Genomic DNA, 14,125 nt, shown 5'->3' with positions numbered 1-14,125 from the left:
GGATAAACAATCCAATCGCTATCGACAGGTACTGAGGAGAATTAAAATATAGTGGCATATGGAAAGGAGCTTAAAAGCAAAAACGCCATGCTAATTAATAGCATGGCGTTGAATAGTGGCGGAGGAGGAGAGATTCGAACTCTCGGATGGTTACCCATCGGCGGTTTTCAAGACCGCTGCCTTAAGCCGCTCGGCCACCCCTCCGCAATGACGTGCACTATAGACCTCTCTCCGGGTTCTGTAAAGTCCCCGGGGTTCTGAATGTTGAAAATTTAGTCATATCTCAATGTGTTAGCTCTATTTTTCATCATCATTGCTGATTTATCTGTCCGAAAGCTTGGGATACTCCCCGTTTTTTGCTACATTTTCGGTCTCATTACTCATCAGGTTTACCAGGTTTCGATTATGTTTGTGTTTGAAGGGCGTGAAATCGCCACCGATGCTCAGGGCTATTTGCTCAATGTTCAGGATTGGCAGGAAAGTATGGTGCCGCTGCTTGCTGAGCAGGAAGAGATTTCTCTGACAGAGCAGCACCGGGAAGTCATCCTGTTTGTGCGGGAGTTTTATCTGGAATTCAACACTTCACCGGCTATCCGTATGCTGGTAAAAGCCATTACACAAAAGTATGGCGAAGATCGGGGAAACAGTCGCTATTTGTACCGCTTGTTCCCGAAAGGTCCGGCTAAGCAGGCGACAAAACTGGCAGGTTTACCTAAGCCGGTAAGATGTATCTGACACCAGCCGGTTCGCAATGAACCGGAAAATCGCGTCCTGTATTCATTATGTCACTCCTTTTCATGCCATTATCCCTATTTTAATCTTTATCGTTATCCGCCGGTTGTAATTTACCGCAGCCGCCGATAACCTGAAACAGTCAGATACCACTGATTACAGAAATAGGTAATACCAATCTATAAAGGGATTGAATCTGTTATCGGTAACCCCCATATTAGTAACAGAGCAACGTTTCTTCGGAGGTGATTATGATGATTTCAAGTAAATTCGGTATCGGACAACAAGTTCGCCATAAGCTGCTTGGCTACCTGGGCGTAATTGTTGACATTGATCCTGAATACTCACTGGATCAGCCGGAAGAGGACGATATCGCATCCAATATGAACCTGCGCTCTGCGCCCTGGTATCACGTCGTGATGGAAGATGATGAAGGTGAACCTATCCATAGTTATCTGGCTGAAGCTCAGATTACTTATGAGATGGACAAAGATCACCCCGACAATATCACTATGGACGATCTGGCTGAATCTATCCGCAACCAACTGTTGTCGCCCCGGTTGCGTAATTAGGGCTTAATACAGATAAGCCCCCGCCACTCACATGCCGGGGCTTTATTTTTTTCTTATTTATTCTTATTTTTCCAATCCCAGACGCGGAATTTCAATCTTCGGGCATCTGTCCATAACAAAACGCAACCCGGCATTTTCCGCCACTAATTTTGCTTCCTCACTGATAACACCCTGCTGTAACCACAACACCTTTGCGTGAACAGCAATGGCTTCCTGTGCAATACCGGGTGCGGCATCAGCATTGCGAAATACATCCACCATATCAACCGGTTCCGGAATATCAGCAAGCGTGGCGTAAACCATCTGGCCTATCAGTGTCTTACCTGCAAGTTTCGGACTGACAGGGATTACCCGGTAGCCCTGACCCAGCAGATATTCCATCACATGATAAACCGGGCGATCCGGTTTATCACTCGCGCCGACAACAGCAATGGTTTTTACCTGCTGAAGAATATCTGTCAAAACGGTATCATTCATATATGCCCCTTATCATACACCCGCAAAAATAATCTGAGTTTCTGAGTTATATACCCAACGTCATTCAAGATGCAGGCAGGCGGCAAGGGAAGACAGACGGGGAGCATACACAAGTATGTGACCCGGCTGGCTGAATGCAGCCAACGAACCTGCAGTTTGAATGAATAAGGGTATAACATAAGAGAGGGACAATCACCGGTTGGCGGGATGGTTTTTTTCGCTTATGTTATTGAATAATATTTTATTCGTCTAATCTGCCGCAAAAAGAGAGTGTTATGGAATCCACAACCCGTGTACTGACCAAGCATAAAAAAATTGCCCTTGTAGCGCATGACCATTACAAAACCAAATTACTGGACTGGGTTAAACGTAATCTGACAGCATTACAGGAACATAAGCTCTTTGCCACCGGCACCACCGGACTGCTTATCAGCAAGGAGACAGGACTGGAGATTACCGGGATGCTGAGCGGGCCGATGGGTGGCGATCAGCAAATTGGCGCAATGATTGCTGAGGCAAAAATTGATGTACTGATTTTCTTCTGGGATCCGCTCAATGCGGTACCGCACGACCCGGATGTCAAAGCACTGCTGCGCCTGGCGACCGTCTGGAATATCCCGGTCGCCACAAATATGTCCACCGCTGATTTTATTATTCATTCCCCGGATTTTGACAAAGATGTGGATATTGTCATCCCGGATTACGCCCGCTATTTAAATGAGCGCACAAAATAAAATAATCAGGGCTTTTTCACCCGGCTGACACCCATGTCAGCCAACTCGGCGGCAAAACAGGAGGGTGATGCGTTATCATACAGCAGCCAGACCTGTTTTTTCGCCCGGGTCAGCGCCACATACATCAGACGGCGCTCTTCGGCGTGCTGAAATTCTTCCTCACGGGGTAATAGTCCCTGTTCAATCACCGATTCCCGCGCAGCCGCCGGAAAACCGTCTTTCTCATCGGTCAGACCGGTGAGAATCACATAATCTGCCTGTTGCCCTTTTGAGCCGTGCATTGTCATAAAGCGGATATTAAGCTGCGGCCAGCGGGTTGCCGCCACCGATAAAATGTCCGGTTTCAGGTGATGATAACGCGCCAGAATCAAAATAGTTTCTTCTGCGGTAACGTAACCACTCATTTTATTGAGCAATGCGTCCAATTGGGTATCCGGTAGTAACAGAACCGCTTTTTTATCCCCTTTTGTCAGGCTGTTCAGCGGCTTGGCTAACTGCTGCGGATTTCGCTGAATAAACTGATTAGCAACCTCACCGATCCGGCTGTTAAAGCGGTATGTGGTATCCAGCGCGCACTGCCCGCCCTCTCCGAATACCGCGCTGAAATCCGTGGTCAGCGTCAGTTCGGCACCACTGAAGCGGTAAATCGCCTGCCAGTCATCGCCGACAGCAAACAGCGTTGTCTGCGGATTTTGTGCCCGCAAAGCATGAATAATGTTGGCACGCAGCGGTGAAATATCCTGAAATTCATCCACCAGCACTGCTTTCCACGGCGAAATAAACCGTCCTTTTTCGATAAGGTTTACGGCCTGGTGAATAAGCCCGGAAAAATCGGTCGCGCCCTCTTCTTTCAGCGCACTTTTCCATGCTTTTAAAAATGGCGCCATCAGTTTGATTTGCTTTGTAAATTCAGGTGCGATATCCGGTTCGGCGGATTCGATCATTACTTTCTGGCTACCGCCATTCATCCGCATCAGGCTCAGCCAGCGATCGATTCTCGGGACAATGCGGCGACACAGTGCCTCATCTTCCCAGTATTCGCCCTCATCAAGCAGCCAGTTCAGACTGATACTGATAAGCTCCCGCCAGCCTTTTGCCTGTGCTTTTTTCTCACGACACTGTGTTTGCCAGACCGATTTAATCAGTTCATGGCGGGCAGCGGTATCACTTTCCAGCGCACTGATAACCGGTGATTTATTAGTTGCTTCGCGGATAATATGCAGTGCCAGCGCATGAAATGTTTTGGTACGGATCTCATCTGTGTGCAGGCAGCGCTGAATACGTTCATTCATTTCATCTGCCGCCTGCCGTCCGAAAGCCAGCATCAGAATTTGTTCCGGTAATGCCTGCTGCCGGCGTAACAGCCAGCCCGCTCTCGCCACCAGCACGGATGTTTTACCACTGCCTGCGCCCGCCAGTACCAGCACAGACGGCTCACCATTTACCACCGCTTCACTTTGTGATTGATTCAGCGGGGAGGATTCAATATTGGCAAAAAAATCAGCATAGGTTTCAAGGCATTGCTGTGACCAGTCACGATTACGCTGACGGCGTTTCTTATCGGTATTTTCCAGCCAGCCCAGGCAGAACTGATACGCCGCGGCACAGTTTTCAAACGCATTTAACCGCACCTGCGGCAACGGAAGCGCGCTGAATGATTTTATGATGTTATCGCGCAGTTTCCGGCTTTCAGGTTGTGTCAGCCAGCGATCAGCCTGAATGACGGCGGTGATTTCACCTGCCTGCTTTTCCAGTACCTGCGCACTGACCACACTCATTTCATCACTCCAGCGGGTCCAGACATCCGTCAGGTAATGATAAAATTGCTGAGTTTCCTGCCATTGTGTACCGTGCAGACGGACAACCTGTTCATCCGGAAGCTCAAATTCCATCTCTCCCCAGACAATGCCCCGTTTACATTGAATATTGATTAACTCATTGAAAGGAATAACATACCGGTGTTTTTCCCCGCTGACTTCGATACCGGCGTTAAGTAACCGTACGCGATTGTAAGGATGCCGGGCTAATGTCTGCCCCATTTGTGTTGATTTTAATTCCATGAGTTACGCACCGTTACGTTACTGATACAAGATTGAAATCAATATGTGATAAAAACAGATGTGGTAAAAACTGTACCTGCGCCATACCATTGCCATATTACAGAAAAGACACGATTAGTTTACTGCCAAATTCCTGTTAAGGGTATTTCTGACTTATTGAGGTTACTGTGCTTGCAGCATTTCGCGGCTTCAGCCGTTATATTTATAACAGCCATTTTCTTTACTATACCCGCATATTTATTGCGCTGACAGGTACCACACTGGTGCCGTGGCTGTTGCATATGCCGCCGAAAGTCACTATCGCACTGACACTCGGGATGGTAGCCGCAGCGCTGACTGACCTGGATGACCGGCTGGCCGGCCGCCTGCGCAACCTGTTTATCACACTTATCTCTTTTTTTGTCGCCTCAGCCTCCATCGAGTTGCTGTTTGATCACCACATTCTTTTTATGGCAGGTCTTGCGCTGTCAACCAGCGGATTTATTTTGCTGGGCGCGCTGGGGCAACGCTACGCAACTATTGCGTTTGGCGCACTGCTGATCGCCATTTATACCATGCTGGGAAAAAACCTGTTTAATGACTGGTATCAGCAACCACTGCTGTTGCTGGCCGGGGCGGTCTGGTACAACCTGCTGACACTGACCGGACACCTGTTGTTTCCGATACGCCCGTTACAGGACAATCTCTCCCGCTATTATCTGCAACTGTCAAATTATCTGGAAGCCAAAGCGAACTTGTTTGATCCGGATATTGAAGAAGATTATCAGCAGACAGTATTTGAACTGGCGATGGCGAACAGTGCGCTCACCGCATCAATGAATCAGGCAAAAACGTCGCTGTTCTCGCGGCTGAAAGGTGACCGCGGGCAGCGAGGCACCCGGCATGCATTACACTATTATTTTGTCGCCCAGGATATTCATGAACGGGCCAGTTCATCCCATATTCAGTATCAGAATTTAAGCAATGAGTTGCGTTACAGCGATATTATGTTCCGTTTTCAGCGTCTGATGTCAATGCAGGGGCGGGCCTGTGCCGCCGTCGCACAGGCCATCTTACAGCGGAAAAAATATGAGCATAATCCGCGTTTTGAGCGGGTATTTTCCTATCTGGAAAACTCACTTAATCTGCTGGAGCAGCAAAAGCCCGGTAACAGCAGTGTGATGGCACTGCGCCATCTGCTGAGTAATCTGCGGGGTGTCGATTCTCAGCTTAAAGGGCTCAGTGCGGAACAGACCAAATTACCGGCTGAAAAATTGCAGGAAGATGCAAGGCTTTCCAATGAAAACCTTCAGGGGCTGCGTGATATCTGGTCACGTTTCCGGCAGAATCTGACCCCGCGATCGGCACTGTTCCGCCATGCTATCCGGATGTCAGTACTGCTGTGTGCCGGTTACGCCATTATCCAGCTGTTTGATTTAAACCGCGGCTACTGGATTATGCTGACCAGCCTTTTCGTCTGCCAGCCGAACTACAGTGCCACCAAACGCCGCCTGATGCTGAGGATAACCGGGACACTCACGGGGATCCTGATCGGTCTGCCAATCATGTATTTTGTGCCGTCTTATGAAGGGCAGCTGATTCTGATGGTAATTTCCGGGCTGATGTTTTTTGTTTTCCGTACCAGCCAGTATGCTCAGGCCACTATCTTTATTACCCTGCTCGTTCTGTTCAGCTTTAATTTGCTGGGCGAAGGGTTTGATATCGCACTTCACCGTATTGTTGATACCATCATCGGCTGTGGCCTTGCCTGGTTTGCGGTCAGCTATATCTGGCCGGACTGGAAATACCGTCAGCTTCCTCTGGTTATTGACCGCACGATGCAGGCAAACGGCCGTTATCTTGAGCAAATTCTGCGCCAGTATTATGACGGTAAAAATGACGGGCTGGATTACCGGGTAGCCCGCAGGGATGCGCACATCAGTGACGGCGAATTTGCCTCTGTTGTGGCGAATATCTCATCTGAGCCCAGCAGTTACCGGACATCTCATGATGAAGCATTCCGCCTGCTCTGCCTGAACCACACACTGCTGAGCTATATTTCCGCTCTCGGCGCTCACCGCACAAAACTGACGGATGATACTATTCTGCGTCTGCTGAATGACACTATCCGTTATACCGAAGCCGCCCTGCAACAGGGTCGTCAGGGCGAATTGCAGATCCGGGCGATTGCTGATGCACTGGCGCAACGTCTTGATAAATGTAAGTGTGAAAACAACAGTGCAGAGCAGTTGGTTGCAGAGCAAATCCGCCTGTTGCTCAATTTAATCCCTGATATTGTTATGCTTATCCGCCAGATTACTGAAAAAGAACATAACAGGCAGCAGAGTACGAAAAAGCGGAACAAACAAAAAACCACAGCTGACAATACAGAGCCCGGCAACCATCAGCCATCATAATCAGCCGGACCCCGGGGACAAAACAGATAACAGCATTCCCCGGGGTATCAACACCAGCCTTAATTTAAGCGGCCATGCCAGTGAATCAGATCCTCACGCAGTGCTTTCGGTAATACTGCACTGTGGCAGCCTTCAATCGCACCGGCGAGGGCAAATAACAGTTTCAGTTCATTTTTCGGACGCGCTTTTACCTTCAGAAAACTGGCTTTCGCGCCTAATAAATAGAGGTCATCCACCTGGCGGATCCCCGCATGCCAGAGACGACGCTCTAATGCTCTGTCCACATTAGGTAAATCTTTAATCCGTGACGGCAGCCGCTGCTGCGAAAGTGCAAATGCACGGACATGGAAGTAGGTCTGATAAAAAAGAGACTCACACTGCTGAGGGCACAGCCACACGGCTTCAGTCACCCGGTAATAATTAATCCGCATCGGCAGTATCCTTTTCGGATATGTGAACCTGTCGTACAGCTCCATCTGACAGAAAAGATCCCGGGTCGCCTCTGTGCTTTTCAGCCAGAGCTGACTATTGGCAATGAGTGCAAAGGTTACCCCGTCAATTGATAACCCCATACATCCGAACTGTGATTTTAACCGGATCCGGCCAAACGGCTGTGTGCTGCGTTGAAGACGATCAAACTGAACATCTGACAATTTCAAATAATCCTTCATATTATCAGTCCCTTGAAAGCAGGTTAAATGTATCGTTATGTCATTCCGTGACTGAGCTCAGCGTCGCCACAAAATAAGGAATGTTTCTGCAATTGCCAACGATAAATTCGTATTTACGCCCGGCAATCCTGAAATTTGCGAGTTGCTTGGAAAAAATTTACTTGATCTAAGGGAAATTGAATTGTACTGTACATCCATACAGTATCACTATGTGAGGTCAACTATGCGCCAGCAATCAATCCGGGAATATCTCCCTGCCACGTCTGCATCCGTGTCACCAGCCCTTCCGCGGGCGGGTCACTCACAAACAGGCACAACCGGTATGGTCAGCGAATTGGTCTATCGCAATAATGATATGATCCTGACTCATATTCTGCTTCCGTTGTTACGCCAGTTTGCCGGTGAACCACGCTGGCTGCTCTGGCTGGCACCCGGTGAAAAACTCAGTCGCCGGTGGCTGGCGCAAAATCAGCTGCCCCGTGATAAAATCATGCAACTTTCCCGTATTCCGGTAATCAACAGTGTCGATGCAATGGAGAAAGCACTCGCCAGTGGTAACTACAGTGTTGTTCTTGGCTGGCTGCCGGTATTAACTGAACAGGAAAATTACCGGTTGCAGCGGGCGGCTCTGCTGGGAAGCTGCCTGGGCTTTATTATGCGGCCTCAGGAATGGCATAATGATAATGCGCCGCAGGCACGACAACTGAACATAGTACAAATTCACTCTTTCCCTTATCACTAAGCAGAATTAAGAATATTCTCAGTCTTTTTTACAAGCCCGTATCATTTGCTCGGCTTAGTTAATAAAATTACAATATTTCAATGCGTTAAGCTAAATATCCAAAGAAATTGACTATTTTGTATGTTTATGAATCAGTACACTTTTTTGCTTTTTTTTTAACCAAATTCTGTCGGATACCCTTGTAACTTTTGAACTTCGCTGTAGACTTTACACCGTTAAGGTAGTGCTTAAAATTCCCTATTGGGAGCTATTTACTAAATTGAGCACATAATCCCTGACTATTTTTAAAAACCAAAGGCAAAAATAAGGCTATTCAAGCCAGAGCCTATTTGGATGATAACGAGGCGTAAAATGAAAAAGACAGCTATCGCAGTGGCAGTAGCAGTAGCAGCTTTCGCAACTGTTGCGCAAGCAGCTCCGAAAGATAACACCTGGTACACTGGTGCTAAATTAGGTTGGTCCCAGTATCAGAACACCGGTACAAGCCTGGACGGTGAAACCTTAGGCAACACTGGTCCTACCCATAAAGACCAGATCGGTGCTGGTGCATATGCTGGTTTCCAGCACAACCAGTACATGGGCTTTGAATTAGGTTACGACTGGTTAGGTCGTATGCCTTATAAAGGCGACGGTAACAACGGCGCGTTCAAAGCACAGGGTATTCAGCTGACTACCAAACTGAGCTATCCGGTAATGGAAGACTTAGACGTTTATACACGTCTGGGTGCCATGGTATGGCGTGCAGATTCAAGCTATTCAACTGTTGCCGGCGGTGTTCGCAGCGCACAGAAAACTCAGAACGACACCGGTGTTTCACCGTTAGTTGCACTGGGTACTGAATACGCAATTACCCGTGATATCGCCGCTCGTGTGGAATATCAGTGGATCAGCAACATCGGCGATAAAGAAACTCTGGGCGCACGTCCGGATAACGGCATGCTGAGTGTTGGTATCGCGTACCGCTTCGGTCAGGATGACGTTGCAGCACCAGTTGTAGAGCCAGCTCCTGCTCCTGCTCCTGTTGTTGAAAACAAACGTTTCACCCTGCGTTCAGACGTTCTGTTTAACTTCAACAAGTCAACTCTGAAAACTGAAGGTCAGGAAGCTCTGAACCAGCTGTTCAACGAACTGGCGTCAATCGACCCAACTCAGGGCAACGTCCTGGTTATCGGTTACACTGACCGCATCGGTTCACAGAACTACAACCTGCCACTGTCACAGAAACGTGCTCAGAGCGTTGTAGATTACCTGGTTGCTAAAGGTATCCCTACAGGCAGCATCCGTGCAGAAGGCCGCGGTAAAGAAGATCCTATCACTGGCAACAAATGTGATAATATCAAACAGCGCGCTGCTCTGATCGAATGTCTGGCACCAGACCGTCGTGTTGAAATCGAAATTCAGGGCGTAACTGAACAAGTTTCACAGGCTGCTGCTCAGTAATTTCTGATTCGGTTGCATAACGCAATGAATTCATAAACCCCGTCTCCGGATGGGGTTTATTTTTGTCGCTGCCCAATAAGTTTTGCAGATCTTCCTTCAGAGACGTCATCTTCGTCGCGTATTTTTCTTTCCGCTCCGCATCTTCCAGTAACTGAATAATCGTATCTGACAATGTACTGCCGCGTCGCTGTGATAATGCAGATAAACGCTGCCAGACCAAAAACTCCAAATCGACAGATTTCTTACGGGTATGTTGCTGCTCAGCATTAAAATGGCGCTTACGACGGGCACGGATAGTCTGACTCATCCGGTTTATCAATACCGGTGACATATGCTTTTGTATCCAGCCGGTGACTTTGACAGGATGAGATTCAAGTTTCAGCAGCAGTGCAACCGCGTCTTCTGCCTGACTTTTCTCCACATGCCGGGTAATAGCTTCACCTTCACGGTGTTTTTTGACCAGATATGCCCACTTCCAGCCGCACTCCAGGTTCTCTAGTTGTTGATATTTCATTATTTTTCTCAGTGACAGGGTAACACTTTCATAAGCATAGCAATATTTGCTTTAAAAAACCGCTCCTAAATCAGATTCTCTCTTATCCGGCCGGGTAAAATAAACGTCACGAGGATAGCTATCAGACATACTTACGCGCTACAATGCCTCATTATTTCCGTTACTATTCAAAGGCAGTGCTGAGAGCCGCACACGGCGGAAAGCACCTGATCCTTACATACCTCACATACGCCTGACATCATCAAAAGTAGACAATACCGAGTGAATATTAAACAATTAACCTGGCAATCATTACTGCCTGATGAAAACAGTTACCACGAGCTCCTGCAAACCGCCTCTTCACTCCCTGCACTGGGTACAGACGCGGTACAGGCCCGTTTGCAGGAAAGCCTGTCACTTTTCAGTCATCCGGCTGCCAAGCGCCGTTTTATACTGGTAAAAAGTGATGAAAGTGAATGTTATCTGAATACGATAGCGCAATTGCTGCCGCCTGATGCACGCGCTCAGCAAAAACGTACCGCCGGCGGTGAATACCATTTTGATAATCACCGGTTTATTTTTACACCTGCGGATAATGGTCACTTCAGTGCAACACGCCCTTTTGCTGTCTGCGACTGGGTCGAGCCGGAACAGCTGTTTGGTCAGGTATTTACACATCATCAGCATGTTCAGCTGCAACCCGGTCTGATCCATCAGATTAACGGCGGCTACCTGATTATCTCAATGCGCAGCCTGCTCGCACAGCCGTTAATGTGGCTGCGCCTGAAACAAATGGTCTGCGCTCAGCGTTTTGAGTGGCTGGCACACACAGAACAACACCCGCTGCCGTTCCCTGTCGATGGTATGCCTCTGGATCTGCGTGTCATTTTAGTCGGTGACCGTATGAGTCTTGATGAATTCATGCTGACAGAGCCGGAACTCAGTGAAGAAGCCTGTACGGGGAATATGAGTTTGACAGTCAGATTGAAGACATTGAGCAGCTCACTGTATGGTGTCAGTTTATCAATGGTCTGCTGAAAGAAAACCAGCTGCCGTCACTCAGTCCCGATGGCTGGTATGAACTGATCCGTCAGGGAATGCGCCACCAGGAAGATAAGAAACGACTGCCGCTTGATTTGTTATGGCTGACGTCATTACTGCGTGATGCGGCAACACTGCTGCCGTCTGAGACAATTACAGCCGAAGCTCTGCGCAAGATTCAGGAAAACCGCCTCTGGCGTCATGGCTATCTGGCTGACAGAGGCCTGGACGAAATGCTTCAGGGCCAGGTTTATATCCAGACGCAGGGCAGTACCGTCGGTCAGATAAACGGGCTCTCTGTCCTTCAGTATCCGGGCCACCCGCAGGCGGTGGGCGAACCCTCCCGCATTACCTGTGTTGCACATATCGGTGACGGTGAGTTTGTTGATGTTGAACGCAAATCTGAGCTTGGCGGTAATATTCATGCAAAAGGCATGATGATTATGCAGGCTTATCTGATTGCCGAACTGAAACTGGATCAGCCGTTCCCGTTCTCGACTTCTGTGGTGTTTGAGCAATCCTATGGCGAAGTAGATGGTGACAGTGCCTCTCTGGCCGAGCTTTGTGCACTGATAAGCGCCCTCTCCTGGCAGCCGGTTGACCAGCAGATTGCCGTAACCGGTTCGGTCGATCAGTTTGGTTTCGTCCAGGCTATTGGCGGCGTGAATGAAAAAATAGAAGGTTTTTTCCGTCTGTGTCAGAGCAGAGGGCTCACCGGGGAACAAGGGGTCATTATTCCTGCCTCCAACGAACGCCATCTTGTACTGTCGGATGATGTTGTTGATGCAGTACGTGCGGGTGAGTTCCGTATCTGCACAGCTTCGCATGTGTCACAGGCGGCATCACATCTGATGAAAATGCCGTATTATGAAGAAGAAAATAATCCTTCCGGAGAACACCTGTTAGCTATAATTCAGGATCGGATTTTCCTGGCAAACAATCAGGATAAACCAAGAGCACCGTGGTTCTCCCGTTGGTGGAAGTAGCTCACATTTTATCTGATCGGACTTGTTCAGCGTACAAGTGTACGCTATTGTGTAACCTATCTGAAAAACAAGGCAAAGATTGAGTTATGGTCGCAAAACAAGATTCATACACAAAGCAGGAACTTGAAGCCTCAGGACGGGGTGAACTCTTTGGTGAAAACGGGCCGCCATTACCATCCGGCAACATGCTGATGATGGATCGCGTCATTAAAATGAGCGAAACCGGCGGTCATTTTGATAAAGGCTATATTGAAGCTGAGCTGGATATCAACCCTGAACTGTGGTTTTTCGGTTGTCATTTCACCAACGATCCGGTAATGCCGGGCTGCTTAGGCCTGGATGCAATGTGGCAGTTAGTCGGATTCTATCTCGGCTGGCTGGGCGGTGAAGGTAAAGGCCGTGCGCTGGGTGTGGGTGAAGTTAAATTCAGCGGACAGATATTACCGACCTCGAAAAAAGTCACTTACCGTATTCACCTCAAGCGTGTTATCAACCGTAAGTTGATTATGGGTATCGGTGATGGTGAAGTCTTTGTCGATGACAAACTGATTTATACCGCCACGGATCTTAAAGTAGGACTATTTAAAGATACCAGCGCGTTTTAATCCGCCGGTCTCAGACGTCTTACCTGCAAAAAACCTCCGCTTGCGGAGGTTTTTTATTATTCAAATCCGGTTACGCAATGACCGCCCTGTTATCGATGGCCTCGCGCCAGCCTCCCAGCCAGTGAGAACGTTCGTCAATCTTAAGATACGGGCAACACTCTTTAGAACGTCCTAAAATACCCGCCTGATAACCTTTGGTTAATGCTCTCGCTAAACGATCACGCTTTTGTCTTTTCATGCCGTTACTTCCCTCATGTTATTCAGTGTCAAAACAGGTTGAGTTTTATTCAACCCATAACAGAAATACGCTGTCGGGCTGAGGATTGCAAGTAAAGAAGATTCAGGGCGTGTCAGGTGCGCTTTGCAAAAAAATACATAGTAAAAACAGGGGGATTGTTTTATCAGCGTAATCAGTTGATTAGTTTTTATGCAACCGTAAACACAGGCAGAGAGTAAAACAGAATGGGAACTAAATTAGTTTTGCAATCAGACTGTTAATCAGAGGAATGAGAGCTGTTTCACAAATTTGCTCTTTTAATACTAAACTGCCCTTTGTTTTTACACCACAGAGGGCAGTTTGCGGATTACTTACGTATCTCTTCTGCGACCGATTTCGCCACCTGCGCCCATCCCTCGCCGAGGGTACGGACCAGTTCAGGATACCCGTTCTCACTTTGTGTCAGAACAAGGTTAAACGGATGACGAATAACATTTTCGCCGTGGGTATAAATCCAGCTGCCCGCCACAATCACTTTACCGTCATAGCGTCCGTGGAAACCGGTCACACTGATGGTCAGTGTATCCGGTTTCATTTCCAGCGGCTGCACAGAAACCAGTCTGTCCGGTAATGCCTGGCTGAGTTCTGTGGTCATCGCATCCAGTAACTGCTGCTCCAGCGGTCCTGCCCATAAATTTGTGCTGCCGATGCTGTATTCCACATCACTGGTCTGATAAACGATGCCTGAATTACCCAGCACATCACTCAGTGTGATGCGCTGGATCCACAGCTGTGGTGCCCGGTTATCGCCGGTGCTGCTCCGGTAACCGGACTGATCCGCACCGGCTGATGATGAGGTAACAGACGGCAACTGATAATACTGTTTTTCAGGGATGCTGCTGCATCCCGCCAGTACAAAAATACCCAGAAATGCCAGCGCTTTCGCCAGGTTTTTCATC

At 48.3% G+C, this 14,125-nt stretch carries 12 protein-coding genes, 1 tRNA gene and 2 pseudogenes; 8 read left to right on the top strand and 7 right to left on the bottom strand.

The window, feature by feature from the left end:
- Positions 1 to 116: 116 nt before the first annotated feature.
- A tRNA-Ser gene (locus AYY17_RS09950) sits at positions 117 to 204 on the bottom strand.
- 201 nt (positions 205 to 405) lie between these two features.
- Between AYY17_RS09950 and AYY17_RS09945 the strand changes: the two genes are divergently transcribed.
- Positions 406 to 735, top strand: coding sequence for a TusE/DsrC/DsvC family sulfur relay protein (locus AYY17_RS09945; protein ID WP_067423360.1), 330 nt, complete (start codon positions 406 to 408; stop codon positions 733 to 735).
- 248 nt (positions 736 to 983) lie between these two features.
- Positions 984 to 1,304: a heat shock protein HspQ gene (hspQ, locus tag AYY17_RS09940; protein ID WP_190973062.1), complete on the top strand. Its 321-nt coding sequence runs from the start codon at positions 984 to 986 to the stop codon at positions 1,302 to 1,304.
- A gap of 63 nt (positions 1,305 to 1,367) precedes the next feature.
- Here the strand turns inward: hspQ and AYY17_RS09935 are convergent, their stop codons facing one another.
- Entirely contained in the window at positions 1,368 to 1,781 is a 414-nt protein-coding gene (locus AYY17_RS09935; protein ID WP_067405052.1) for a CoA-binding protein, read from the bottom strand.
- A 275-nt stretch (positions 1,782 to 2,056) separates the two neighbouring features.
- Here AYY17_RS09935 and AYY17_RS09930 point away from each other — a divergent pair, with 275 nt between their 5' ends.
- Positions 2,057 to 2,515 (top strand): methylglyoxal synthase, encoded by a 459-nt coding sequence (locus tag AYY17_RS09930; protein ID WP_067423358.1) that lies wholly within the window; start codon positions 2,057 to 2,059, stop codon positions 2,513 to 2,515.
- 5 nt (positions 2,516 to 2,520) lie between these two features.
- On the opposite strand, the gene helD is transcribed toward AYY17_RS09930, so the two are convergent.
- Positions 2,521 to 4,575, bottom strand: coding sequence for a DNA helicase IV (helD, locus tag AYY17_RS09925; RefSeq protein WP_067423356.1), 2,055 nt, complete (start codon positions 4,573 to 4,575; stop codon positions 2,521 to 2,523).
- Positions 4,576 to 4,742: 167 nt separating this feature from the next.
- Between helD and yccS the strand changes: the two genes are divergently transcribed.
- Positions 4,743 to 6,971: a YccS family putative transporter gene (yccS, locus tag AYY17_RS09920; RefSeq protein ID WP_067423353.1), complete on the top strand. Its 2,229-nt coding sequence runs from the start codon at positions 4,743 to 4,745 to the stop codon at positions 6,969 to 6,971.
- Positions 6,972 to 7,030: 59 nt separating this feature from the next.
- On the opposite strand, the gene AYY17_RS09915 is transcribed toward yccS, so the two are convergent.
- Complete coding sequence (locus AYY17_RS09915) at positions 7,031 to 7,642, bottom strand: TfoX/Sxy family DNA transformation protein (protein ID WP_082981351.1); 612 nt, start codon at positions 7,640 to 7,642, stop codon at positions 7,031 to 7,033.
- A gap of 223 nt (positions 7,643 to 7,865) precedes the next feature.
- Here AYY17_RS09915 and sulA point away from each other — a divergent pair, with 223 nt between their 5' ends.
- Entirely contained in the window at positions 7,866 to 8,384 is a 519-nt protein-coding gene (gene sulA / locus AYY17_RS09910; protein WP_082981350.1) for an SOS-induced cell division inhibitor SulA, read from the top strand.
- A gap of 351 nt (positions 8,385 to 8,735) precedes the next feature.
- Positions 8,736 to 9,824: a porin OmpA gene (gene ompA / locus AYY17_RS09905; protein WP_067423351.1), complete on the top strand. Its 1,089-nt coding sequence runs from the start codon at positions 8,736 to 8,738 to the stop codon at positions 9,822 to 9,824.
- A 64-nt stretch (positions 9,825 to 9,888) separates the two neighbouring features.
- Here the strand turns inward: ompA and matP are convergent.
- A pseudogene (gene matP / locus AYY17_RS09900) lies at positions 9,889 to 10,338 on the bottom strand (macrodomain Ter protein MatP); the annotation flags it as partial.
- Between the two features lie 261 nt (positions 10,339 to 10,599).
- On the opposite strand from matP, the pseudogene AYY17_RS09895 reads away from it, so the two are divergent.
- Positions 10,600 to 12,344: pseudogene (locus AYY17_RS09895) on the top strand (AAA family ATPase).
- Positions 12,345 to 12,430: 86 nt separating this feature from the next.
- Positions 12,431 to 12,949 (top strand): bifunctional 3-hydroxydecanoyl-ACP dehydratase/trans-2-decenoyl-ACP isomerase, encoded by a 519-nt coding sequence (gene fabA, locus AYY17_RS09890; protein ID WP_067364065.1) that lies wholly within the window; start codon positions 12,431 to 12,433, stop codon positions 12,947 to 12,949.
- Between the two features lie 70 nt (positions 12,950 to 13,019).
- Here the strand turns inward: fabA and rmf are convergent, their stop codons facing one another.
- Positions 13,020 to 13,187, bottom strand: a complete 168-nt coding sequence (rmf, locus tag AYY17_RS21205; protein WP_074401164.1) for a ribosome modulation factor — start codon at positions 13,185 to 13,187, stop codon at positions 13,020 to 13,022.
- Between the two features lie 346 nt (positions 13,188 to 13,533).
- Positions 13,534 to 14,124: a membrane integrity-associated transporter subunit PqiC gene (gene pqiC / locus AYY17_RS09885; protein ID WP_067423349.1), complete on the bottom strand. Its 591-nt coding sequence runs from the start codon at positions 14,122 to 14,124 to the stop codon at positions 13,534 to 13,536.
- Between the last annotated feature and the right edge of the window lies 1 nt (position 14,125).

It is taken from the genome of Morganella psychrotolerans, assembly GCF_001676055.1.
In the GTDB taxonomy this organism is placed as follows: Bacteria; Pseudomonadota; Gammaproteobacteria; order Enterobacterales; family Enterobacteriaceae; genus Morganella; species Morganella psychrotolerans_B.
This window is presented reverse-complemented; position numbering and strand designations above follow the sequence as displayed.